Genomic DNA, 22,969 nt, shown 5'->3' with positions numbered 1-22,969 from the left:
GCCAACAATCCGGAATTTCACCGGATTGCCGGCTCCACGTCCGGAACCCGTTTCTCTCCTGCTCGCATCCGCTCGGATTGAACGGGCTTTGCAGCCCATTCAATCGGAGTCCTATCAGCGCCAGGAGTGCAGGTCGGGCGGCAGGTGGTGCGTCTCGTTGAAGGAATCGAGGCTGACGCGCCCCCCGCCGAAGGTCAGGCGGGTGACCGAGGCGTTCTTCACGCGCCAGTTCAGGGCCAGTGCCGAGGCGTCCGGGGCGTCCAGCGCGAGCGCGACGGTCAGGCCGATCACGCCGCCGCTGGTGAAGGCCAGCACGGTCGAGCCGCCGCTCAGGCGCAGCACGTCGGCCAGCGCGGCCCGCACGCGCGCCCGGAAGTCCGCCCACGGTTCGACCCGGCTGTCGGTGAGGGTCCCGGCCTGCCAGGCGGCGGCCAGCGCTTCGAGGTACTTCTGGAAGGCGCGGTTGCGTTCCGGGCCGCCGGTCTGTGCGGCCAGGTCGGCCGCGAGGGCCGCGAAGGTCGGGTCCCGCCCGGCCAGGATGGGCGCGAGGTGGCCCACCAGTCCGTCCCCGTCGAATTCCGCCAGTCTGGCGTCGAGGGTGGGGTCGGGCCAGCCGGGCTGGCGGGCCAGTTGCGCGCTGCGCCGCTGCCGCACGAGCGGGCCGTGCAGGACGTGCGTGGGGGTCACGCCCGCCGCGTGCAGGGCCGCGCCGACCGTCCAGGCCTGCTGCTCGCCCAGCGGGGAGAGGCGGTCAGTGTCCGCTTCGAACGGCGTGGCCTGCCCGTGGCGGATCAGGATCAGTTCGCTCATACGGACTCGGATTGAATGGGCTTTGCAGCCCATTCAATCCGAGCAGATGCGAGTAGGAGAAAAACGGGTTCCGGACGTGGAGCTGGCAGATCGGTGGTGTTCCGATCTGCCAGCGAAACAAACGGAATCCGTATCACGCGCGGGCGTCCTGCTCCCGGATGCGCCGCCACGCCTCGCGGATCAGCCATTCGGCCTGACCGGCCAGCGGGGCGAAACGCGGGTCGCTGGTCTGCCCGGCGCGGTAGCGCGCGAAGATCTGGATGACGATCACCGCGAGTTTGAAGTGGCCCAGTACCTCGTACCACGGCAGCGCCTGTTCCAGCGCCGCGAGGTGCGACTCCGGGTCGCTCGTCACGTGACGAGCAGCGCGCGCGGCGTACCGGGCAACCAGTTCGTCGCGGCCCAGGAAGCCCGGCGAGGCCGCGCCGACCTCATTGGGCGCGCCGCCCGGCATCTCGGGCATGGTCCAGTAGGTCAGGGTCAGGCCCAGGTCCACGAGGGGGTCGCCCACGGTGGTCATCTCCCAGTCCAGCAGCGCCGTCACGCGGCCCGGATCGGCCGGGTCCAGCATCAGGTTGTCCAGCTTGAAGTCGTTGTGCACCAGCGTGTGCGCGCTCTCGGGAGGCGTGTAGGCCTCCAGCCACGCGATAACGCGCTCGTCGTTCAGGTCGTCCGGGGCGGGCAGGTCGCCCGTGTCCCGCAGCGCCTCACGCGCGCGCCGCCAGCGCCCGGCCCAGCCGGACACCTGCCGCGCGTTGAAGCCCTCGGGCTTCCCGATCTCCCGCAGGCCTGCCGCGTCGATATCGACCGCGTGCAGGTCCGCCAGGGTGTCGGCCAGCGCGCCGGACATGCGCCGCGCCGCGTCCGGAAGGTCCCGGTACTCGGCGGGCAGGCGCGTGCGGACCACCGTGCCGTGGCGGCGTTCCATCAGGTAGAACGGCGAGCCGATCACGGCCGGGTCCGCCACGATCAGCGCCGGGCGGGGCGCGACCGGCAGGACCGGGTGGATCTTCTCCAGCAGGTGCGCCTCACGGACCATGTCGTGCGCGCCCTTCGGGACCGGCCCGAGCGGCGCGCGGCGCAGCACGTACTCCTGCCCGCCCCGCGCCGGATCCCCAGCCCGCACGAGGTACGTCAGGTTCGAGAACCCGCCCGGGAACTGCAGGGCGCTCAGGTCATCCACGTCGCCCGCCACGCGGCCGCGCATGGCTTCACGCAGCGCGTCCAGCGGCAGTTCCTCACCCGGCCGGACCGGGGCCGTCTCGGGTCGGGTCACGCCCGCGACTCCTCCGGGTGACCCGCATTGGACTGCGCCGCGAATGCCTGCCCGTCGAGCAGTTTCATGGCCTTGCCGCGCAGGTGCCGCATCTTGCTGATCCACTCCTCGTAGTTGTTCGCCTTGTTCTGGAAGGACTTCAGGGTGCTCGGGTGCGTGGTCACCAGGAAGCCGTCGGCGCGCAGGACTTCCAGGGTCTTCTCGACGAGTTCGTCGGTGGTGATCGCGGTCTGCTGAAGCAGCGGCGCGTTCTGGATCATCGGCGTCCACACGCCCTCCGGGCATAGCGCGGCGACCTTGATGCCCCGGTCACCGTACGTGATCGCCAGCCACTCCGCGAACGCCAGCGCCGCGTGCTTGGTCACCGCGTACGGCGCGGAGTGCAGTTCAGTCAGCAGACCCGCCGCCGACGCCGTGTTCAGCAGATACCCCTCGCCGCGCTCCAGCATGTGCGGCAGCACGTGACGGGCCGCCCACACGTGACTCATCACGTTCACGCGGTGAATCAGGTCCCAGTGCTTGTCACTCGTCTCCGGTCCCTCCCCGATGGCGATCCCGGCGTTCGAGCACAGCAGGTCGATGCGGCCCTCGTTAGCCAGCACGTCGTCGATCAGGCCCTTGACGCCCGCCTCCTGACCGATGTCGGCCGGCAGGAACCGCGCGCCCATCTCGGCCGCCTTCGCCGCGCCGACCTCCGCGTTCCGGTCGGACGCCACGACCACCGCGCCCTCCTTCACGAACCGCTGCGCCAGCGCCAGCCCGATCCCGGACGCCGCTCCCGTCACCACAATCACTTTTCCGTTGAATTCCATGGTTTCGCTCCTCAGTGTTGTTGAATCGATGTCCCAGCGACCTGCTGGTCAGTGAAGAGCAGCCGTGACGCTCGGTCGCTGCCTGGACAGCCTCTTCCGGCTTCATGTCCCACGCGGTTTAACTGCAGATGACGACAGGGTACCTGATCACCGTCACTCGCCGTCACCGAGGCGGTGCAGAAGACCGGACTTCTCGGTGAACAGCCGGGTGGCCGCCTCGCCGAACGTGAAACCGACAGGTCGGACCTTCACGCCACCGGTCACCGGAACTAGCTCCACGACGCGTCCCGGCTCGTAGGCCTCTCCCAGACCCTCGGGCAGAAACAGCACCCGTTCCCCGGATACCGTCTTCAGACTGACCTTCATCCGCCTTCAGCCCTGGCGGGCGGCGTGGCGTTTCATCTCGACTTTCGCGACGGTTTCGGTGTGCACGATGTCCGGGCCGTCCGCGAGGCGCAGCGTGCGGGCCTGGGCGTACATCATGGCCAGCGGCGTGTCCTGGCTGACGCCCGCGCCGCCGTACACCTGAATGGCCCGGTCGATGACGCGCAGCGCGACGTTCGGCGCGACGACCTTGATGGCCGCGATCTGCCCGCGCGCCTCCTTGTTGCCCACGGTGTCCATCATGTGCGCGGCGTTCATGGTGAGCAACCTCGCCTGGTCGATCTCCATGCGGGAGTGCGCGATGGCCTCGCGGACGTGCTGGTGGCCGCCCAGGGGTTTGCCGAAGGCGGTGCGCTGCCCGGCGCGCTGAATCATGAGTTCCAGGGCACGCTCGGCCTGTCCGATCAGGCGCATGCAGTGGTGGATGCGGCCCGGCCCGAGGCGGCCCTGCGCGATCTCGAAGCCGCGGCCCTCGCCGAGCAGCATGTTCGCGGCGGGCACGCGCACGTCCCGGAAGGTCATCTGCGCGTGGCCGTGCGGGGCGTCGTCGTAGCCGAAGACGGTCAGCATGCGTTCCTTGGTGACGCCCGGCGCGTCCAGCGGCACGAGGATCATGCTCTGCTGGAGGTGCTTGGCGGCCGTGGGGTCAGTCTTGCCCATGAAGATACTGATCTTGCAGCGCGGGTCGCCGGCGCCGCTCGTCCACCACTTGTCGCCGTTGATGACGTACCCGTCGCCGTCGCGGACGATGCTGGACTGGATGTTCGTGGCGTCGCTGCTGGCCACGTCCGGTTCGGTCATGGAGAACGCGCTGCGGATCTCGCCGTTCAGCAGCGGAATCAGCCACTGCTCCTGCTGTTCGGGCGTGCCGTACCGGGCCAGGACTTCCATGTTGCCGGTGTCGGGCGCCGAGCAGTTGAAGACCTCGGGCGCCCACCAGACGCGGCCCATGATCTCGCACAGGCCGGCGTACTCCAGGTTGTTCAGGCCCGCGCCGTACTTCCCGTCACGGCTGCTGGCGGGCGGCAGGAACAGGTTCCACAGGCCCGCCTCCTGCGCCCTGGGCTTGAGCTGGTCGATCAGGGGCAGGTGCTCCCAGCGGTTCCCGGTGTCGATCTGCCGGTGAACCTCGGCGTCGTTCGGGTAGATGTGTTCCTGCATGAACGCGGTGAGGCGTTCACGCAGGTCGCGGGCGCGGGGGGTCACGTCGAATACGGTCATAGGGGTTCCTCCTCGGGAGTCAGGGGGCGGAAGCTGGCGCTCCCACCCTCGATGCTGATCAGAAAGGTGCGGTACCCGGTGTTCCCGTCGCCGCGCAGCACGAGGTTCAGGGCCAGCAGGCTCTCCTGGATCGCCCCGGCCTGCTCCAGCAGCGCCGGGTCGTCGTCATGGACGATCAGGTGCGCGTAGCGGGCGTCCTCGTCGAACAGCACCCGGTACGGATCGAAGGCGGGCGTGGGTTCGAAGGTGGCGTCCACCGCGAACGGCCCGGCGTCCGTGACGGTCAGGGTGCCCAGGACCTCTGCGCCCCGCTCCAGGGTGTAGATGGCGCCGAGGTTCACGGCACGTCCGCGCGGGCGATGGTGCCCAGCGCCGTGGCGACCAGTTTCTCCTGCCCGCCCTGCGCGGCGTAGATGTCGCAGCGGGTCACGGCCTGCCGTTTCCCGGCGCTCAGGACGCTGCCGCGCCCGATCAGGGTGTCGCCCTGCGCGGGCCGCAGGAAGTTGATCTTGAACTCACTCGTCAGGACGCTGGGGCCCAGCGCGGCGGCCCCCATGAACGTCAGGGTGATGTCCGCCAGGGTCGCCTGGAGGCCACCATGCGCGAAGCCGTGATGCTGCGTCAGGTCGGGGCGCAGCGCGAGGCTCACCTCGACCCCTTCGGGCGTGAAGCGGGTCGCGCGGGCGCCCACCAGGGTGCTGAACGGCTGGGCGTCCAGCACACCCTGCGCCATGGCGAGCATGTCGGCCGGGGCACTGGTCACAGGTAGACCCGGAAGACGCTCTCGGCGGTGCAGGCGGGCTTGTCGGCCCCTTCGATCTCGATGGTGTTGGCGACCGTGATCTGCACGAAGCCCTGGCCCGGCTCGGCGGACTGGAGGACGGCGCGGTTGCGCAGGCGGGCACCGGCGCGGACGGGGGCGATGAAGCGCACGCGGTTCAGGCCGTAGTTGACGGTCAGGCGCGCGCCGTCGATGTGGGGCGCGCCGCCGTGGGTCATGAACTCCCCGGCCAGCAGCGAGAGGGTCAGGAAGCCGTGGGCGATGGTGCCGCCGAACGGGCCCTGCGCGGCCTGCTCCTGGTCCACGTGGATGAACTGGTGGTCGCCGGTGGCGTGCGCGAAGGCGTCGATGCGGGCCTGGTCGACGGTGATCCAGTCGGACAGCGCGACCTGCGTGCCGACGTGCGCGGCCAGCTCGTCCGGCCGGATTCCGGCGGGGGCGGTCATACGACGCCGGCGCCGCCGTCCACGGCGATGTTCTGGCCGGTCATGTAGGCGCTGGCGTCACTGGAGAGCAGCAGCGCGAGGCCCTTGAGGTCCTGGTCGGTGCCGAGGCGGTGCATGGGCGTGGATTCCAGGATGGACTGCTCGCCGTACGCCAGGGTGCCCTTGGTCATCTTGGTGGGGAAGTAGCCGGGGCAGATGCTGTTCACGGTGACGCCCTTGTCAGCCATCTCGGCAGCCAGGGCGCGGGTGAAGTTCACGACGGCGCCCTTGCTGGTGTTGTACGCGACGGTGGGCGCCATGCGGGGGTCGTTGCCCTGGAGGCCGGCGACCGAGGCGACGTTCACGATGCGGCCCTTCCCGGCGGGCAGCATGCAGCGTTTCAGGACGCTCTGGGTGATGAGGAACAGGCCGTTCACGTTGACGTTCATGACTTTCATCCACGCGTCGAGCGGGTGGTCGACGGTGGGTGAGCCCCAGGTGGCCCCGGCGTTGTTCACGAGGATGTCGATCGGGCCGACCTCAGCGTGGATGCGCTCCACGAGGGGGTCGATGGTGTCGAACGCACCGAGGTCGTTGGCGTACACGTGCGCGGTGATGCCCAGGCCCGCGAGGTGGGCTTTGGCCTCGTCGAGTTCGTGCTGTTTTCGGGCTGTCAGGACGACGGTGGCGCCGTACTCGCCGAGGGCTTCGGCGATCTGCAGGCCGAGGCCGCGGCTGCCTCCGGTGATCAGGGCGGTCTTGCCGGTCAGGTTGAACAGATCTTTCAGGGCCATGGGGTCCTCCGGGTGGAAATGAATGGGGGTTGCCCGGCCAGCATAAGCGAAAGTTTACGTGCGCGTCAATTTTGAACGCGCGGGGATATTTACGGTGTCCCGGCGGGACGGGAGAACTACGCAACAGGCTGGTCACATTGACTTTGCACCTTACCTACCGTACGGTAAGGAATGTGCTTACCGACCGGTAAGTCAAGCCTCAAGTCAAGGGAGATGCTATGTACCTGGCCCTGCGCGAACTCCGCCACCACCGCCTCCGCTCGCTGCTGATCGGCGGCATCGTCACCCTGATCGCCTTCATGGTGTTCATGCTCACCGGCCTCACCCGCGGCCTCGCCCACGACAACGCCGCGCTCCTCATCGAGACGCCCGCCACGCACTTCGTGACCACCCGCGACTCCGGAGGCGTCTTCACGCGCTCCTTCCTGACGCCCGACACCGTCACGCGCCTTCAGGCCGTCGCCGGCGCGGAAGCCACGCCCCTCGCGCAGAGCTTCGCCACCCTCAGCCGCGGCGACCAGCAACTCAGCGGCGTCCTGATGGGCGTACAACCCGGCAGCTTCATGAACCCCACCGCCCAGCAGGGCCAGCCCCTGAGCGCCGGCAGCACCGGAGCGGTCGTCGACGAATCCCTGCGCGAAGACGGCGTGACCCTCGGGGACACCCTCACCCTCAAACCCGGCGGCGAGACCCTGCAGGTCATCGGCTTCACGCGCGCCGCCCGCCTCAACCACCAGCCGGTCGTGTTCGTCACCCTGCAGCACTGGCAGACCCTGAACCCCCGCCTGCAGGGCACCGTGAACACCGTCGCCCTGAACGCGCAGGACGAAGCGGCCGACCGCGCCGCGCAACTGGCCGGCGTGACCGTCCACACGCGCGCCGCCGCCCTCCAGGAACTGCCCGGCTACCGCGAGGAACAGGGCAGCCTGATCATGATTCAGGTGTTCCTGATCGTCGTGGCCGCGTTCGTGCTGGCCGTGTTCTTCTACGTCCTGACCCTCCAGAAGACGCCGCAGTTCGGGCTGCTCAAGGCCATCGGCGCCAGCACCCGCACCCTGGCCGGCAGTCTCGTGGCGCAGATGATGATCCTGAGCGTCCTGGCCGTCACGGCGGCCGCGCTGGTCACGCTCGGCGCCGCCGCCCTGCTCCCGGCCGGTCTGCCGTTCACACTGACGGTCCCCACCGTCCTGGGCGCGTCGGCCCTGCTGATCGCGGTCGCGGCACTCAGCAGCCTGCTCAGCCTCGGCAGCATCGCCCGCGTCGACCCGCTGATCGCCATCGGCGCCTCCACGTGACCGCCCACGTGACCCGCCCCACCAGCCGCCTCTCCCCCACCCGTCCGCCCAGGAGACCCGCATGACCGCCCCACTGCCCACCCAGACCCAGCCCACCCAGCCGCACACTTCGCCGCCGAACCCGCCCACGCTGTCGCTGCGCGCAGTCAGCAGAACCTACGGGGACGGCGACGGTACCGTCACGGCCCTGCACCCGACCACGCTCGACGTGCGGCCCGGCGAACTCGTCGCGGTCAGCGGCCCCAGCGGCAGCGGCAAGAGCACCTTCCTGGCCCTGGCCGGCGCCCTGCTGCGGCCCACCACCGGACAGGTCCTGATCGCCGGTCAGGACGTCACGGCGCTCCCCGCCGCCGCGCTGCCCGCCTTCCGCCTCAAGCACCTGGGATTCGTCCTCCAGAGCAGCAACCTGATCCCGTACCTGACCGTGCGCGAGCAACTGACGCTGGTCACCCACCTCACCGGGCAGGACGCACACGCCGGCCGCACCCGCGCGGACGCCCTGCTGCGCACCCTGGGCCTGGGCGACCGCGCCGGGCACTACCCGGCGGCCCTCAGCGGCGGGCAGCGGCAACGGGTGGCCGTCGCGCGCGCCCTGATGAACGACCCGCAACTGATCCTGGCCGACGAACCCACCGCCAGCCTGGACGGCCCGCGCGGCCGTGAAGTCGTGCAGATGCTCGCGCAGCAGGTCCGGGAACGCGGCCGGGCCGCCGTGATGGTCACGCACGACGACCGCGTCCTGGACCTGTGCGACCGCGTGGTGCACATCGTGGACGGCCGCCTGAGCTGAGGCCGGGTCCGTGAGACTGGCCCGGACCGCATCCGCTCCGCAGCCCCTGCGGTTGCGGATGCCCGGACGGAATAGCCCCTGAACATGGGCACCGGAACCCGTATGACACAATCCTCACCTGACCGCCCGTGAAGCTGTGCAGCACACACAAACCCGTTCCGGCAACCAGACCGGCCCGCCAGAGCAGAAGCCGTCAACCGTCCGCCGCAGGGCCTCCGGAGGCACATTTTTTCGTGTTTGACACGCCAGAAAGTCGGAACGTCACACCAGAACCCGGCTGACCCGGTCTTCATCTGGAACGCTGTGACAGGCGCGAGACCGGCCCCCCGGCACACTGACTCTCAAGTTGCACTCCCTGACCGGAACGGTCGGACGGCCGGTGCATCGGGAGGCCCCTCATGAAACAGTTCCTGACGACTGCGCTGCTGCTCTCCGGTTCCGCCCTCGCCGCCACCAGCACCGGCACCCTCACCATCAACGCCACTGTGAACGCCTCGTGCACCCTGGCCAGCACCACCCTGAACCTGGGCAACTACAACTTCGTTTCCGGCAGCGCCGGCACCGCCAACCTGGCAGTCACCTGCAACGTCCCCACCCTGTTCACGGTCACCGCCGACAACGGCCAGAACTACAGCGGCGGCCTGCGCATGAAGCACAGCACCCTCGACAAGTACCTGAACTACACCATGGTCACCACGCCCGTCGGATTCGGGGTCGGTGCCGTGCCGCTGGTGGGCGGCGACTTCTCCACGGACGTCACGGTACTCGTGACGGCCACCGGCGCGCAGGTCGCCAGCGCCGGCACCTACACCGACGTGGTGACCCTGACTCTGGAATACTGAGGCGCATGATCCGACTCCGCCCAGAACGCAGCGCCCTCCGGTCCCGGACCGGGCGGCGCCTGCTGCACGGCGCCCTGCTGGGGCTGCTGACCCTGGGCGCTCCCGTGGCGGCGCAGGGCGCGCCGGGCAGCTTCGCCCTGACGGTCAGTCCGACCACGCTGACCCTCGCGCCCGGCGCGCGGACGGTCAGCGTGACCGTCTCGAACTCCGGCACGCAACCCGTCGTGTTCAGCGCGCAGCTGCTGCGCTGGACGCAGTCCGGCACCGACGCCCTGAACCCCACGCCGGACATGATCGTCGCGCCCGCACAGGTCACCCTGCCCGCCGGTGGACGGCAGGTGCTGAGGCTCGCGAGACTGGGCGCCCCCCCCACCGGTCAGCGGGCCTACCGACTGCTGCTGACCCAGCAACCCACGAGTGGCGGGACCGGCGTGCAGACCCTGCTGCGCCTGAGCGTGCCGCTGTTCGACGGGCCGCGCGGCGAGCCGCAGGTGCAGGCCCGGCAGCAGGGCCGCGTCCTGACCCTGCACAACACCGGCAGCGGGCACGCGAAACTCGGAAGCTGGCCGGCAACTGGGTCGCGCTGGGCCTGACGTACGTGCTACCTGGCGCGCAGCGCACCCTCACCCTCCCGGCCGAGGGAACCGTGACCGGCCTGCGGTACCTCACCGAGGACGGCCGCGTGACCGGGCTGCCACTGGACCCGGCCCGCCCGTGACCCGCCGGGCCGGCCCGCTGGCCCACCTGCTGTTCACGCTGCTGCTCGCGGGCGTGCCCGGCGCGGGGGCCGCGCCGGCAACCCCGCCACCGGCCCCCCCGTCCGGCACCGCCTCCGGGTGCGTGAGCGTCCCGGCCGACAGGCAGCTCCCGGTGGAACTGACGGACAGCCGCGCCGTGCTGGGCGAGACGCTGGCCGCCCAGATAGACGGGCAACTGCTGATCCTCGCGGCCGACGCGCCGCTGATCGGCCTGACCAGCGACTGCGCCCCGGAACTGTTCACGCCCCTGAACGTTCCCGCCCGGCTGGACCCGGAAACCCTGACCCTGACCGTGCAGCCCGGCGCGGCCTTCTACGGCGACCGGCAGAGCGGCGAGCCGGCCATTCCCGCGCAGCCCGCCGGCGGCGCGGTCCTGCACTCCAGCGTGGCCGTGCAGACGACCGGGCCGGGCGACCTGAGCGTCAGCGCCGCCCTGAACCTCGAAGCGCAACTGCCCGGCGGGGCGGGCGTGGTGGCGGCGGTCAGCGGCGCGCTGCCCCTGTCCAGCCCAGAGCTGTCCAGCCCGAACCCGGCGGTCAGCCCGGCCCCGGCGGCCGACGCGGGCAGTCCGGCCGGAACGGGTCAGGTCGGGGCCGGGTACGTGTTCCTGCGTCACCCGGACGCGGCGGGCGGCACCTGGGAGATCCGGGGCGGCCTGCTGCCCGGCCTAAGCGGCAGCGCGCTGGGCTTCGGCGTGCAGCGCCGCGCGCCCCAGCCGCCCGTGCCGGACGTGTGGATCGAGTCCGCCACGCCCGCCACGTACGTCCTGCGGATCGGGGAGGCAGTCCTGACGGCCGGCACGGTCCCGGCCGGGCGCACGCAACTGCGGGACCTGCCGTTTCCGGCGGTGGCCGGGACCGCCACGCTGAGCGTCACGGACGCCGCCGGCACCCGCGAGCAGCGCCTTTCCTTCGACGCGCGGGCCGGGCGGCGCGCGCCGGGCGAGATCGAGGGCCGCGCCGAGTACCGCCGGACGACCCGGCACGAGTGGGACACGCAACTGCGCTGGACGGCCCGCGAGGTCGAGTACACCCTGGACGCCAGCCTGGGCGCCCAGGACCGCGCGGGCCTGAGCGCCCAGGGAACCGTGACCGCCGCCGGGCAGCCCGTGACCCTGAACGGCCGGGTGGCCGTCCTGCGCGGCGAGACCGGCCCGGCCCTGAACACCGAGGCGGGCGTTCAGGGCGCGCGTGGCAACGTGCAGTTCGGCACGCGCGCCCAGGGCCACTGGACGCCCGACGGACTGGACCGCTGGCAGGTGCAGACCACCGCCAGCTGGCAGGGGCCATGGGGGGCGGCGCAGGCGCAGCTCGGCGGCGGTCACGGCAGCGCCGGCCCGGAGCTGAGCGCCTCGGCCCGCACCGCCCTGCCGCGCCAGTGGCTGCCCGCCGGCTGGAGCGCGCGGCTGGGCGTCACGGCGGCCCGCACGGGCGATCAGGTCACCGGACAGCTGCTGCTGACCCTCAGCCACGCGCAGCCGGACCTGACCGTCGAGAGTGGCGCCCGCCGCGACGGGAACGGCAGCGTCCCGGTGCTGAGCGCGCAGGGACCGCTGTACCTTCCGGGCTGGAACGCCTCGTACCGCGCCGACATCCTCCCGGACCCGGCCATGACCGTCAGCGCCAGCGGCCCGGTCTCGCTGCGCCTGAGCGGCACGCTCGGCCCGCCCGGCACGCTGGCCGCCGCGCTGGGCAGCGCCCTGGCCCTGACCCCGACGCCCGCCCTGCTGCCCAGCGGGTTCAGCGGGCTGCTCCGGGTGCAGGTGGGTCAGCCGGGCGTGCCGCTCAGCGCCAACGGCGCCAGCGTCACCAGCGACGCGCGGGGCGTGGCGCACCTGCCGTTCCTGGCCGGTCAGGAGTTCCTGACGGTCAGCGTCGACATCGACCGGCTGCCGCTGGGCGTCACGGCCCGGCGGGACAGCGTGCGCGTGCAGCTGGGCCGCGCGACCGTGCAGGTCGTAGACCTGAGCGGCGAGCTGCGGCGCGAACCGCTGCGCCGCCTGCCCGTCCCGCCGGACGCGGCGGTCACGCTGCGCGGGCAGCCCGTCCCGCTGCTCGGCGGCGGGTTCGTGCACGTCCCGGACGCCCGCGACGGCGACCCGCTGCTCGTGACCCTGCCCGGCGGGGAGCAGCGGACCTGCGTGTGGGGACCGGCGGAGGAACTCCCGTGCCGCTGACCTCCGCCCGGCACTTCCTGCCCTGGAGGCGCGGCCTGACCCTGGTCGCCGCCACCCTGGTCGTCTCCACCCTGGGCGGCGGGGCGCAGGCGGCCGTCACCTGCCTGCTCAGCGCCTCTCCCCTGTCGTTCGGCGCCTACGACGCGACCCGCCTGACTCCCACGGCGGCCAGCGCGCCCATCAGCGTGTCCTGCCGGGCCACCTCCCTGCTGGACGCGCTGACCGTGCCGTTCCAGGTGTCGCTGGGGCCCGGCCAGGGCGGCAGTTACGCGGCGCAGGCGATGCTGGGCAGTCCGTCGGGCCGCCTGAACTACGGGCTGTTCACGCCGCTCGGCGCCCGCTGGGGCGACGGCAGCGACGGCACGTCCACCGTGGGCGGCGCGGTCCTGCTGCCTGCCCTGCTCGGCTCGCTGGGAACCACCCTGCTGACCGTGAACGGCGTGATCCCCGCCGGACAGCGGCCGTTCGCCGGAACGTACAGCGACGCCGTGACCATCACCGTCGAATTCTGAACCGCCGCCAGCGCGGTCCAGACAGGGAGATCCGCCCATCCGGACGGCCCGACGCAGCCGGTCGAGGCTGGCAGGTCCCAGCCACTATCATCGGGCCGACCCACCCGTCTCCCGGCCCGGCCTCCGCTGCGCCGTCCCTGCCAGCGCGGCTCCCTGCTGTCCCCCGACTTCTGCTGTCCCCCGACTTCTGCTGTCCCCCTGACTTCCCGCCACTCTCCCGCACCGGCGCGCCCGGCCCTTTTCCGGAGGTTCCCATGACCACACTGCTGAACGATCCCGTCACCCGCTCCGAGGCTTACTTTGAGGGCGCGTGGCACGCCACGCCGAACACCTTCGAGGTCATTCATCCCGGCACGCTGGAACCCATCGGGTCGGTGGCGGACTGCACGGCCGACGACGCCCGGCGCGCCATCGACGCGGCCGAGGAGGCCCTGAAGGACTGGCGGCGGGTCAACCCGTACCGGCGCGGGCAGATCCTGCGGAAATGGCATGACCTGATGCTGGAGCACCGGGAGCCGCTGGCGCGCCTGATGACGCTGGAGATGGGCAAACCCATCACGGAAACACGCGGCGAGGTGCTCTACGCCGCCAGTTTCATCGAGTGGTGCGCCGAGGAGGCCAGCCGCATCGGCGGGGAGCGCGTACCCAGCCGCTTCGACCACAAGCGCGGTTTCACCGCCAGCGAACCGGTCGGCGTGGTGTACGCCGTGACGCCGTGGAACTTCCCGGCCGGGATGATCACCCGCAAGGCCGCGCCCGCACTGGCCGCCGGTTGCGTCATGATCCTCAAACCCGCCGAGCAGAGCCCCATGACGGCGCTGTACCTCGCGCAGCTGTGGCTGGAGGCCGGCGGCCCGGCGAACACGCTGCAGGTGCTGCCCACCAGCGACGCCGCGGCGTTCAGCGCGCCGTTCATGGCGGACAGCCGCGTCCGGAAACTGACCTTCACCGGCAGCACCGCCGTGGGCCGCCTGCTGTACGGGCAGGCCGCGCAGACCCTCAAGCGCGTCAGCCTGGAACTCGGCGGGCACGCGCCGTTCCTGATCTTCGCGGACGCGGACCTGGAACGCGCGGCGCGTGAGGTGATCGGCAGCAAGTTCCGGAACGCCGGGCAGACCTGCATCAGCACCAACCGCGTGTACGTGCAGCGCGACGTGGCCGCCGAGTTCACGGCCATCCTGTCGCGCCTGACCGGGGAACTGGTGCTGGGCGACCCCTTGCAGGACCGCACGAACGTGGGGCCGGTCGTCGAGCAGGCGGGCCTGGACAAGGTCCGCGCGCAGGTCGAGGACGCCCTGGCGCGCGGCGCGCGGGCGACGGTAGGCGGCACGCACCAGGGCGGGCTGTACTTCCACCCGACGGTCCTGACGGACGTCCACCCGGACTCGCTGATCCTGCGTGAGGAGACCTTCGGGCCGGTCGCGCCCGTCGTGGCCTTCGACACCGAACAGGAAGCGCTGACCCTGGCGAACGACAGCGAGTACGGGCTGGCTGCGTACGCCTACACCCGCGACCTGTCCCGCGCGTTCCGGGTGGCCGAGGCGCTCGAGTACGGCATCGTCGGCATCAACGACGGTGGCCCCAGCGCGGCCGCGCCGCAGATGCCGTTCGGCGGCATGAAGAACAGCGGCGTGGGCCGCGAGGGTGGTCACTGGGGCCTGGAGGAATACCTGGAAACGAAGTACATCAGCCTGGGCCTGTGACCGACCGGGAAGGGCCATCTCTGACAGTTTTCTGACAGGTGCCCCGGTCTGACGGGCCGCCGCGCAGACCATGAGAACCGGACGCCTGTATCAGGGCGTCCGGTCTGTGGTGTCTGTACTGTGGGTTCTGTTCGGCTTCATTCGTGTGCGGCGGCCTGTTCGGGGCGGGCGGGGTACAGGACCGGAACGGCGAGGAGGGGGACGGCGATGGCCAGGACAGCGAAGAGGAGTTCCATGTCTCTCAGTGTGCCGCCCGGCGGCCCGGCGCTGATGACAGCGGTCTTGAGTTGCCGTGGAGCGGAGCTTGAACAGGTGCCAAGGTGCCCTTAGGGTCAGACAGAGTCGGTTCTCATGCGGCGGGCGGCCAGCGGGGCTACCGGGCGCAATCCGGGCGCCGGGCGGGGGCGCTCAGCTGAAGTGCGTGTCGTGCCGGACCCGCTGTGGGGCGGGCGCGGCGCTGCGGGCCGGTTCGGGCGCCGGGATCAGGTCGGCGGCGTCCGGGTCGCGCGGGCCGCGCCAGCTCAGGTAGGCGCACACCAGGCCGAATCCGACGCCCAGCAGCACCTGAAGGATGATTCCCCACATCAGCAGTTCCAGAAGCATGCCTCATGCTGACCGGCCGCACATGACAGTTTTGTGACAAACTTCTCGGTCGCCGCGCGGCAGGGCACCGGGCAACTCCAGGCCCGGCACCCGCTTCTCTTCAACTCGCTCTGCGGCGCAGCTCTCCGGGTTCGGATCAGAACCAGTCGGTGTGCATGTCGGTGGTGGTGCGGTCGGCGCTGGCGAGCAGGTCAGCGTGCGCGCGGACTTTCGGAAGTTCGTGCGTGGCGTAGAAGCGCGCGGCGTGCAGTTTGCCCTGGTAGAACGGCTGGTCGCTGGGGCGCGCGCCGGGCAGGGCGCGGGCGGCGGCGGCGGCCTGCCGCAGCCACATCCAGCCGACGACGGTGTGGCCCAGCATTTCCAGGGCGCTGTTCGCGTTCGCCAGCAGCAGGTCCGGGCCGAGTTCGGCGGCGCGGGGCAGCAGGGCGCTCAGGGCGGACGAGCACTGGATGACGGCGGTGCGCAGCGCGGCGCGGATGTCGTCCAGGCCGTCCAGGTCGTCGCTGGCGTTCAGGTCGGCCTGAATGCGTTCCAGCAGCACTTCCAGGCCCCGTCCGCCCGCCTGGGTGAGCTTGCGGCCCAGCAGGTCGTTGCCCTGGATGCCTTCCGTGCCCTCGTGGATGGGGTTGAGGCGGTTGTCGCGGTAGTACATCTCGACCGGGAAGTCGCGGGTGTACCCGGCGCCGCCCATGACCTGAATGGCGTCGCTGAGGGCTTCCTGGCTATATTTGCTGGGCCAGCTCTTCACGATGGGGGTCAGCAGGTCGAGCAGCAGGCCCGTGTCGGCGCGCTCGTCTTCGGGGCCGGTCTGAAGGTCGTCCACGAGGCGGCTGGCGTACAGGCCGAGTGCCAGTCCGCCCTCCACGAAGGCCTTCTGGCGCAGCAGCAGGCGCCTGACGTCGGCGTGCTCGATGATCGGCACGGGCGCGGCGTGCGGGTCCTTGTTGCTGGCGTGGCGGCCCTGGCGGCGGTCGCGGGCGTACTCCAGGCTGGCGAGGTACCCGGCGGTGCCGAGCATGACGGCGCCCATGCCCACGCCGATGCGGGCCTCGTTCATCATGTGGAACATCTGCGCCAGTCCGCGCCCGGGTTCGCCGACGATCTCGCCGACCGTCTGGCCGCCCTCGCCGAAGTTCAGGAGGGTGTTGGTGGTGCCCCGGTAGCCCATCTTGTGGTTCAGGCCTGCCAAGACGACGTGGTTGCTCTCGCCGACGCTGCCGTCCTCCTGCACGCGGTAGCGCGGGACAAGGAACAGGCTGATGCCCTTCACGCCGGCCGGGCCGCCCGCGATGCGGGCCAGGACGAGGTGCACGATGTTCTCGCTCAGTTCGTGCTCGCCGCCCGAGATCCACATCTTGGTGCCGCTGATGGCGTACGTGCCGTCAGCGAGGGGCGTGGCGGTGGTGGTGATGTCGGCCAGTCCGGACCCGGCCTGCGGTTCGCTGAGGGCCATGGTGCCGAACCAGCGGCCTTCCAGCAGCGGCAGCATGTACTTCTGCTGCTGTTCGGGTGACGCGAAGATGCGTTGCAGATTGGCGTTCCCGATGGTCAGGAAGGGGTAGCCGCTGCTGCCCACGTTCGCCGCCTGGAAGTGCGCCTGCACGGCCTGCATGACCACCCACGGCAGTTGCAGGCCGCCGAGTTCCTCGTCGTGGTGGGCGCTGAAGAACCCGGCCTCGCGGAAGGCGCGCATGGCGTCCCCGACGGCGGCCGGGAGTTGCACGCGGCCCCCCACGACGTGCGGTTCGTTCAGGTCGCCCTCGCGGGTGTGGTTGGCGAAGTAGCGGTCGGCGACGGTGTACGCGACGTTCAGGATGTCCTCGTACACCTCGCGGCTGTGCTCCGCGAAGCGGGGGCGGGCGGTCAGGGCCTCGGTGTCGAGGGCCTCGAACAGCTGGAATTGCAGGTCGCGTCGGTTCAGGAAGGGGGCCATGCGGGTCGCTCCTCGGGTGCTGGGAAGGGGGAAGGTGGGGGCGGGCGGGCTCCGCCGGTCGGGGCTGCCCCGCGCGTCTGTGGATACCCAGAGCCTACCGACAGTGAACGTACACGTCAACTTTGAACGTGTGCGTCAAGACGGCTGGGTTAAGATGGGCGCACGGCCCCAATCCATCCACGCCCCACCCTTTCCCTGGAGGAACCCCATGCGCGCACTCACCTGCACTGCCTTCGACCAGCCCGAAACCCTGACCGTCCTCGACACGCCCACGCCCGCCCCCGCTCCCGGCGAGGTCACCATCGAGGTGCACGCCGCTGGCGTGAACTACCCCGACGCGCTGATGGTCATGGGCCAGTACCAGGTGCGGCCGCCGCTGCCGTTCACGCCGGGCGCGGAGGCCGCCGGGATCATCACGGCCGTCGGTGAGGGCGTGCGCGGCCTGAGCGTGGGCCAGCGCGTCGCGGCGTTCACGGGCACCGGCGCGTTCGCCACGCACCTGAACGCCCCGGCCGCTGCCGTCATGCCCCTGCCGGACGGCATGGACCTCGGCGTGGCCGCCACGCTACCCCTGGCGTACGGGACGGTCATGCACGCCCTGATCGACCGTGGGCAGGTCAGGGCCGGCGAGACGCTGCTGGTCCTGGGGGCCGCCGGGGGCGTGGGACTGGCCGCCATCATGATCGGCAAGGCACTCGGCGCGCGCGTGATCGCCGCCGCCAGCACCGACGAGAAACTCGAACTGGCCCGCCAGCACGGCGCGGACGAGGTCATCAACTACGAACAGGCCGACCTGAAGGACGCCCTGAAAGCATTGACCGGCAAACAGGGCGTGGACGTCATCCTCGACCCCGTCGGCGACCGCTGGGCCGAGAGTGCCTTCCGCAGCATCGCGTGGGGCGGGCGGTACCTCGTGATCGGCTTCGCGGGCGGCGAGATCCCGCGCCTGCCGCTGAACCTGCCGCTCCTGAAGGGCGCGTCGGTCGTGGGTGTCTTCTGGGGCGAATTCGCGCGCCGCGACCCGGCTGGGAACGCCCGCAACCTCGCCCGGCTGGCCGGGTGGGTCATGGACGGCACGGTGCGCCCGCTGGTCAGCGAACGCTACGCGCTGGAGGACGGCCCGCGCGCCATGCGCGACCTGCTGGAGCGCCGCGTGACCGGTAAAGTGATCATCACGCCGTGACCGACCCAGCCCCGACCCCACCCGCCCCGCCACAGCCCGCCCCGACCTTCTACACGACCGCCGAACTGGCCCGCGAGGCCGGCGTGACCCGCCGCACCGTCATGCACTACGCCGAACTGCACCTCCTGACACCCGATCAGGTGACCGCGTCCGGCCGGGCGCTGTACGGCCCGTACTCGCTGCGGCTGCTGCGCGACCTGATCGACCTCCGCGCCCTGGGCATGACCCTGGAGGAGGCGCGGGACATGGTCATCCTGCGCCGCGCCACGCACGACATCCACGGCCACTACCGCCGCGACTGGACCCGCGCCGACATTCCCCTCGACGACGCCCGCCTGAAAGCGCTACACACCCGCCTGCGCGCCATCAACGCCGCCTTCGAGCGGCAGGCGAACAACATGGCCCGCTTCGACCGCTGGCTCACCAAACGCTTCACCGGCGGCGACCTGCCCGCCTCGACCCCCGACCCGGACGGGTAATCCAGGCCGGGCAGACAGAAGAGGAGCGGCTTCCGGGTGCGAGAGAACACACCCGGAAGCCGCTCTGCCTGGTTCAGAGGCCCTGAGGCGTCCCCCCGGCGGCCCCTGAACACGGCCGTCAGTCGTCCCAGCCGGCCAGGATCTTGTCGAGCGTGATGGGGAAGTCGCGCACGCGGACGCCGGTCGCGTTGTACACGGCGTTCGCGACGGCCGCACCGACGCCGCTGATCCCCAGTTCCCCGAGGCCCTTGGCGCGCAGCGGGCTGGAGGCGTCGTCGAGTTCGTCGATGAAGATCACGTCCATGTCCGGAATGTCCGCGTGGACCGGCACGTGGTACTCGCCGAGGTCGTGGTTCACGAACAGGCCCAGGTCGTGGTCCACGTGCAGTTCCTCCATGAGCGCCGAGCCGATGCCCATGGTCATGCCGCCCAGGCACTGGCTGCGGGCCGTGATGGGGTTCAGGATGCGTCCGGCCCCGACGACGCTCAGGGCGCGGTTCACGCGGATCTCGGCGGTGCAGGCGTTCACGCGGACCTCCACGAAGTGCGCGCCGAAGCCCGCCTGCGCGAACTGCTCGTCCAGGTCGCCGTACGTCATGCTGCCGGTGGCGCTCACGCCTTCCTTACCGGCGAGGTCGCTCAGTTCGGTGCACTCGGCGCCCTGCCAGACCTTCCCGTTGCGGAAGACGGCGTTCGCGTACGGGTACCCGGCCTTTGCCGCCAGGTCGCGGCGCAGCGCGTCGCAGGCGGCGTACACGCCGGCCGACGCGCTGTTCGCGCCCCAGGAGCCGCCGGACCCGCTGGACGCCGGGTACTCGCTGTCGCCCAGACGCACCTGCACCTGTTCCAGGGTCAGGCCCAGCATCTCGGCGGCGACCTGCCCGAGGATGGTGTAACTGCCGGTGCCGATGTCGGTCATCTGCGTCTCGACGGTCAGGGTGCCGCCGGGTTCCAGGCGGATGGTCGCGCCGGACGGTTTGACGAGGTTCGTGCGGAACGCGGAGGCCACGCCGTACCCGATCAGCCACTCGCCCTCACGGCGTTCTTTCGGCGTGCGGGGGCGCCCCTCCCACCCGAACGCCCGGGCGCCGGTCCGCAGGGACTGCGCGAGCTTGCGGGACGAGAACGGCCGTTTCGGGCCTTTCTCCGGGTCGAACTGTACGTCGTTCATCAGGCGCAGTTCGACCGGGTCCACGCCCAGTTTCTCGGCGAGTTCGTCCATCGCGCCCTCGATGGCGAGCATCCCGACGGCCTCGCCGGGCGCGCGCATGCTCGCGCCGGGCGGCAGGTCCAGTTCGGACTGGCGGGTGCGGATCTGGCGGTTCGGGCCGGCGTACAGGTACTTCGTCTGTTCGCAGGCGGGTTCGCTGTCCCCGCCGGGCAGGTTCCCGGTCCAGGTGTCGTGCCCGACGGCCGAGAGGTTCCCGGCGTGGTCCGCGCCGAGCCGGACGCGCTGGATGGTCGCGGCGCGGTGAGAGGTGTTGTTGAAGATCAGCGGGCGTTGCAGGGTCGTCTTGACCGGGCGGCCCAGCACTTTCGCGGCAGCGGCCGACAGCACCGCGTCCGAGAAGAACAGCAGTTTCGTGCCGAAGCCCCCGCCCACGTACGCGCTGATCACGCGGACGTTCTTCTGCGGGATCTTCAGCGTCATGGCCAGTCCCCGCCTGACCCAGTGGACGACCTGATGCGCGGTGTGTACGGTCAGCCCCTCGCCGTCCCAGTGGGCGATGGTCGCGTGCGGTTCCATCGGCGCCTGCGACTGGTCCGGCGTGGTGTAGGTCAGGTCGACCGTGACCTCGGCCGCACCGAAGGCTTCCTCGAAGTCCCCGACCACGCTGTCGGCGGCGTCGTCCGGTTCCTGGCCGTCTTCCACGGTGTCCGCCAGCGTGAACTGGCCGGGCGCGGTCTCGTACGTGACCTCGATCAGGTGCGCGGCCGCGCGGGCCTGCTCGAAGGTTTCCGCGACCACGAACGCGACCGCCTGGTGGTAGTGGCGGACCTCCGGCCCGGCCAGTTGTGGGGACGCCTCGTCCTGCTGCGGGACCGGCGTGTCGGACTCACCCTGCGCGGGCATGTTCTCGTGCGTCAGGACCAGCAGCACGCCCGGCGCGGCCTCGGCGGCGGCCGTGTCGATCGCCGTGATACGTCCCCTGGCGATGCCCGCGCCGACCACGAAGCCGTACGTAGGCGCCTCGGGCAGCTGGTACTCGTAGGCGTAGGGCGCCTGCCCCGTGACCTTCAGCGGCCCCTCGATGCGGGTGTGCGGGCGCGTGACGACGCGCTCCTGATCGATGGGGTTGGGTGTGGCGGGCTGATCGAACTTCATTTCTCCTCCCCGGAGGCCTGCGCCAGCACGGCGCTCAGGGTGCGGCGCAGCAGTGGGATCTTGAAGGCGTTCTGTTCGGTGGGACGCGCGCCTGCGAAGGCGGCGTCGATCACGGCGCGTGCCTGCGACTCGGGCTCGCTGCCGGCGGCGCCCTCGGCTTCCTCCACACGCCACGGGCGGGGCGCAACCCCCCCGAACGCGAAGCGGGATTCCCGGCCGTTCACGATCGCGGCGACCGACACCAGCGCGAACGCGTACGACGCGCGGTCGCGGACCTTGCGGTACACGTGCGTGCCGCCGACCGGGGGGGGCAGCGTGACGCCCGTGATGAGCTCCCCGGCTTCCAGCGTGGTTTCCAGGTGCGGCGTGTCCCCCGGGAGGCGGTAGAAGTCGTCCAGCGCCAGCGCCCGTCGGGTCCCGTCGGCCTGCAGGGTGTTTACCCGGGCGTCCAGCACACGCATCGCCACGGCCATGTCGGACGGGTGCTGCGCGATGCAGGCGTCCGACGTGCCGATCACGGCCAGCGGGCGGCTCAGGCCGGTCAGGGCCGCGCAGCCGCTGCCCGGCTCGCGTTTGTTGCACGGCAGGTTGGTGTCGTAGAAGTACGCGCAGCGCGCCCGTTGCAGCAGGTTCCCGCCGGTCGTGGCCTTGTTGCGGATCTGCCCGGACGCGCCGGCCACGATGGCGCGCGACAGCACCGCGTAGTCGGCCTTCACGCGCGGATGGCTGGCGAGGTCGGTGTTCGTGACGAGCGCGCCCACGTGTAGCCCGCCGTCCGCGGTGTCCTTAACCGCGTTCAGCTCCAGGCGGCTGATGTCCACCAGATGCTCAGGGCGCTCAATGTCCAGTTTCATCAGGTCGAGGAGGTTCGTGCCGCCCGCGATGAACTTCGCGCCCTCGGCCAGGGTCGCCCCGGCGGCCGCCTCGGGCGTGGTCGCCCGCTCGTAGGTAAAGGCCCTCACTGCGCGGCCTCCTGCGTGGCGGCCCCATTCTGCGCGGCTTGCACCTCGCTGACGGCCGCGATGATGTTCGGGTACGCGGCGCAGCGGCAGAGGTTGCCGCTCAGGCGCTCACGCAGTTCGTTGGCGCTGAAGCTCACGTCGTTCAGGTCATCCGTGACGTGACTGGGCACGCCGCGCGCGATCTCGTCCAGGGTCCCCACCGATGAGCACAGTTGCCCCGGCGTGCAGTATCCGCACTGGTAGCCGTCGTGACGGATGAAGGCGTCCTGCAGCGGGTGCAGGTCGTCCGGTGTGCCGAGGCCCTCCACGGTCGTGACCTCCTGACCGTCGTGCATGACGGCCAGCGTCAGGCAGCTCAGGACGCGCTGACCGTCGAGCAGGACCGTGCAGGCCCCGCACTGTCCGTGGTCGCAGCCTTTCTTGGTGCCGGTCAGGTGCAGGTGCTCGCGCAGGGTGTCGAGCAGCGACACGCGCGGGTCCAGGTTCAGGGTGCGTTCCTGCCCGTTGACGGTGAGGGTGACGGGCAGCTGGGCCGGGTCCGGCCGGGGCTGGCCTGAGGGCGCGGCCCCCTGGGAAGCGGTGGGTGGGGTCATGGGTGATTCCTCCGGGAGGGGAGCGGTGCGGGATGGAGCGGGCGGCCACTGGGTGGCGGGGGCGGTTCGTTCACTGCGCAGCATGGGGGGCCGGCACTCCGCGTACGCGGCATTTTCGTGAAGTGCGGTTCATGGTCGTGCCGGTGGGGGCGCGGTCTGCCCTGAAGGCTGCCTGTCAGCCCGCCGGTCGGAGGTGGGATCAGGCCGCCGGCCCAGGGTCTGTCGTTCACAGAGACGCGCAATGCAACATGAGAATCATGGCAGCAAACGTGCGAGGTTTTTCACGAAAATCCCCGGCAGGTGTGAGGTTC

At 71.0% G+C, this 22,969-nt stretch carries 23 protein-coding genes; 9 read left to right on the top strand and 14 right to left on the bottom strand.

Translation table 11 applies throughout. The features are described 5' to 3' along the window. Positions 1-114: 114 nt before the first annotated feature. The 9 genes from BXU09_RS14715 to BXU09_RS14675 all read right to left on the bottom strand — a co-directional run bounded on the left by BXU09_RS14715 (position 115) and on the right by BXU09_RS14675 (position 6,503). Positions 115-810 (bottom strand): histidine phosphatase family protein, encoded by a 696-nt coding sequence (locus BXU09_RS14715; RefSeq protein WP_078305110.1) that lies wholly within the window; start codon positions 808-810, stop codon positions 115-117. Positions 811-943: 133 nt separating this feature from the next. Beyond that, the gene (locus BXU09_RS14710) at positions 944-2,086 is read right to left on the bottom strand and encodes a phosphotransferase family protein (protein WP_078305109.1); all 1,143 of its coding nucleotides are present in this window, start codon (positions 2,084-2,086) and stop codon (positions 944-946) included. Beyond that, positions 2,083-2,898 carry an SDR family oxidoreductase gene (locus BXU09_RS14705; protein WP_078305108.1) on the bottom strand — a complete coding sequence of 272 codons (816 nt, stop codon included), beginning with the start codon at positions 2,896-2,898 and terminating at the stop codon, positions 2,083-2,085. The genes BXU09_RS14710 and BXU09_RS14705 overlap by 4 nt, the downstream gene beginning before the upstream one ends. A 153-nt stretch (positions 2,899-3,051) precedes the next feature. Next, the gene (locus tag BXU09_RS14700; RefSeq protein ID WP_078305107.1) at positions 3,052-3,264 is read right to left on the bottom strand and encodes a hypothetical protein; all 213 of its coding nucleotides are present in this window, start codon (positions 3,262-3,264) and stop codon (positions 3,052-3,054) included. 6 nt (positions 3,265-3,270) lie between these two features. After that, positions 3,271-4,503 carry an acyl-CoA dehydrogenase family protein gene (locus tag BXU09_RS14695; protein WP_078305106.1) on the bottom strand — a complete coding sequence of 411 codons (1,233 nt, stop codon included), beginning with the start codon at positions 4,501-4,503 and terminating at the stop codon, positions 3,271-3,273. After that, the gene (locus BXU09_RS14690) at positions 4,500-4,844 is read right to left on the bottom strand and encodes a hypothetical protein (RefSeq protein WP_078305105.1); all 345 of its coding nucleotides are present in this window, start codon (positions 4,842-4,844) and stop codon (positions 4,500-4,502) included. Before BXU09_RS14690 ends, BXU09_RS14695 begins: the two co-directional genes overlap by 4 nt. Beyond that, positions 4,841-5,266, bottom strand: a complete 426-nt coding sequence (locus tag BXU09_RS14685) for a PaaI family thioesterase (protein ID WP_230289714.1) — start codon at positions 5,264-5,266, stop codon at positions 4,841-4,843. The genes BXU09_RS14690 and BXU09_RS14685 overlap by 4 nt, the downstream gene beginning before the upstream one ends. Further along, entirely contained in the window at positions 5,263-5,730 is a 468-nt protein-coding gene (locus BXU09_RS14680; RefSeq protein ID WP_078305104.1) for a MaoC family dehydratase, read from the bottom strand. Before BXU09_RS14680 ends, BXU09_RS14685 begins: the two co-directional genes overlap by 4 nt. Next, complete coding sequence (locus BXU09_RS14675; protein ID WP_078305103.1) at positions 5,727-6,503, bottom strand: SDR family oxidoreductase; 777 nt, start codon at positions 6,501-6,503, stop codon at positions 5,727-5,729. Before BXU09_RS14675 ends, BXU09_RS14680 begins: the two co-directional genes overlap by 4 nt. A gap of 218 nt (positions 6,504-6,721) precedes the next feature. Between BXU09_RS14675 and BXU09_RS14670 the strand changes: the two genes are divergently transcribed. The 7 genes from BXU09_RS14670 to BXU09_RS14645 all read left to right on the top strand — a co-directional run bounded on the left by BXU09_RS14670 (position 6,722) and on the right by BXU09_RS14645 (position 14,579). Continuing rightward, the gene (locus BXU09_RS14670) at positions 6,722-7,798 is read left to right on the top strand and encodes an ABC transporter permease (protein WP_078305102.1); all 1,077 of its coding nucleotides are present in this window, start codon (positions 6,722-6,724) and stop codon (positions 7,796-7,798) included. Between the two features lie 61 nt (positions 7,799-7,859). After that, positions 7,860-8,588 (top strand): ABC transporter ATP-binding protein, encoded by a 729-nt coding sequence (locus BXU09_RS14665; protein WP_078305101.1) that lies wholly within the window; start codon positions 7,860-7,862, stop codon positions 8,586-8,588. 398 nt (positions 8,589-8,986) lie between these two features. Then, on the top strand, positions 8,987-9,430 hold the full coding sequence (locus BXU09_RS14660) for a spore coat protein U domain-containing protein (protein ID WP_078305100.1): 444 nt from the start codon (positions 8,987-8,989) through the stop codon (positions 9,428-9,430). A 5-nt stretch (positions 9,431-9,435) separates the two neighbouring features. Next, entirely contained in the window at positions 9,436-10,023 is a 588-nt protein-coding gene (locus BXU09_RS14655) for a fimbria/pilus periplasmic chaperone (protein WP_078305099.1), read from the top strand. 121 nt (positions 10,024-10,144) lie between these two features. Beyond that, positions 10,145-12,364 carry a hypothetical protein gene (locus BXU09_RS20980; protein ID WP_168174624.1) on the top strand — a complete coding sequence of 740 codons (2,220 nt, stop codon included), beginning with the start codon at positions 10,145-10,147 and terminating at the stop codon, positions 12,362-12,364. Beyond that, positions 12,355-12,876 (top strand): spore coat protein U domain-containing protein, encoded by a 522-nt coding sequence (locus tag BXU09_RS20975; protein WP_168174623.1) that lies wholly within the window; start codon positions 12,355-12,357, stop codon positions 12,874-12,876. The genes BXU09_RS20980 and BXU09_RS20975 overlap by 10 nt, the downstream gene beginning before the upstream one ends. A gap of 254 nt (positions 12,877-13,130) precedes the next feature. Further along, positions 13,131-14,579, top strand: coding sequence for an NAD-dependent succinate-semialdehyde dehydrogenase (locus BXU09_RS14645; RefSeq protein ID WP_078305098.1), 1,449 nt, complete (start codon positions 13,131-13,133; stop codon positions 14,577-14,579). Between the two features lie 408 nt (positions 14,580-14,987). Here the strand turns inward: BXU09_RS14645 and BXU09_RS14640 are convergent, their stop codons facing one another. Together BXU09_RS14640 and BXU09_RS14635 are read right to left on the bottom strand one after the other, a co-directional pair. Then, positions 14,988-15,182 (bottom strand): hypothetical protein, encoded by a 195-nt coding sequence (locus tag BXU09_RS14640; RefSeq protein WP_078305097.1) that lies wholly within the window; start codon positions 15,180-15,182, stop codon positions 14,988-14,990. A gap of 136 nt (positions 15,183-15,318) precedes the next feature. Beyond that, entirely contained in the window at positions 15,319-17,115 is a 1,797-nt protein-coding gene (locus tag BXU09_RS14635; protein ID WP_078305096.1) for an acyl-CoA dehydrogenase, read from the bottom strand. A 208-nt stretch (positions 17,116-17,323) separates the two neighbouring features. Between BXU09_RS14635 and BXU09_RS14630 the strand changes: the two genes are divergently transcribed. Further along, a complete protein-coding gene (locus BXU09_RS14630; RefSeq protein ID WP_078305095.1) occupies positions 17,324-18,298 on the top strand; it encodes an NADPH:quinone oxidoreductase family protein in 975 nt (324 codons plus the stop codon). After that, positions 18,295-18,777 carry a MerR family transcriptional regulator gene (locus tag BXU09_RS14625; protein WP_078305094.1) on the top strand — a complete coding sequence of 161 codons (483 nt, stop codon included), beginning with the start codon at positions 18,295-18,297 and terminating at the stop codon, positions 18,775-18,777. The genes BXU09_RS14630 and BXU09_RS14625 overlap by 4 nt, the downstream gene beginning before the upstream one ends. Positions 18,778-18,895: 118 nt before the next feature. Here BXU09_RS14625 and BXU09_RS14620 read toward each other — a convergent pair whose 3' ends face one another. Genes BXU09_RS14620 through BXU09_RS14610 form a run of 3 tightly spaced genes read right to left on the bottom strand, consistent with a single transcriptional unit; the run spans position 18,896 to position 22,658 of the window. Next, on the bottom strand, positions 18,896-21,103 hold the full coding sequence (locus BXU09_RS14620) for a xanthine dehydrogenase family protein molybdopterin-binding subunit (protein ID WP_078305093.1): 2,208 nt from the start codon (positions 21,101-21,103) through the stop codon (positions 18,896-18,898). Next, the gene (locus tag BXU09_RS14615) at positions 21,100-22,065 is read right to left on the bottom strand and encodes a xanthine dehydrogenase family protein subunit M (protein ID WP_078305092.1); all 966 of its coding nucleotides are present in this window, start codon (positions 22,063-22,065) and stop codon (positions 21,100-21,102) included. Before BXU09_RS14615 ends, BXU09_RS14620 begins: the two co-directional genes overlap by 4 nt. Next, entirely contained in the window at positions 22,062-22,658 is a 597-nt protein-coding gene (locus tag BXU09_RS14610) for a 2Fe-2S iron-sulfur cluster-binding protein (protein WP_078305091.1), read from the bottom strand. The genes BXU09_RS14615 and BXU09_RS14610 overlap by 4 nt, the downstream gene beginning before the upstream one ends. Positions 22,659-22,969 lie beyond the last annotated feature (311 nt).

The organism is Deinococcus sp. LM3, assembly GCF_002017875.1.
Classification (GTDB): Bacteria; Deinococcota; Deinococci; order Deinococcales; family Deinococcaceae; genus Deinococcus.
Note: the sequence above shows the minus strand (reverse complement) of the source record. Positions and strands in the feature narration are given on the sequence as shown.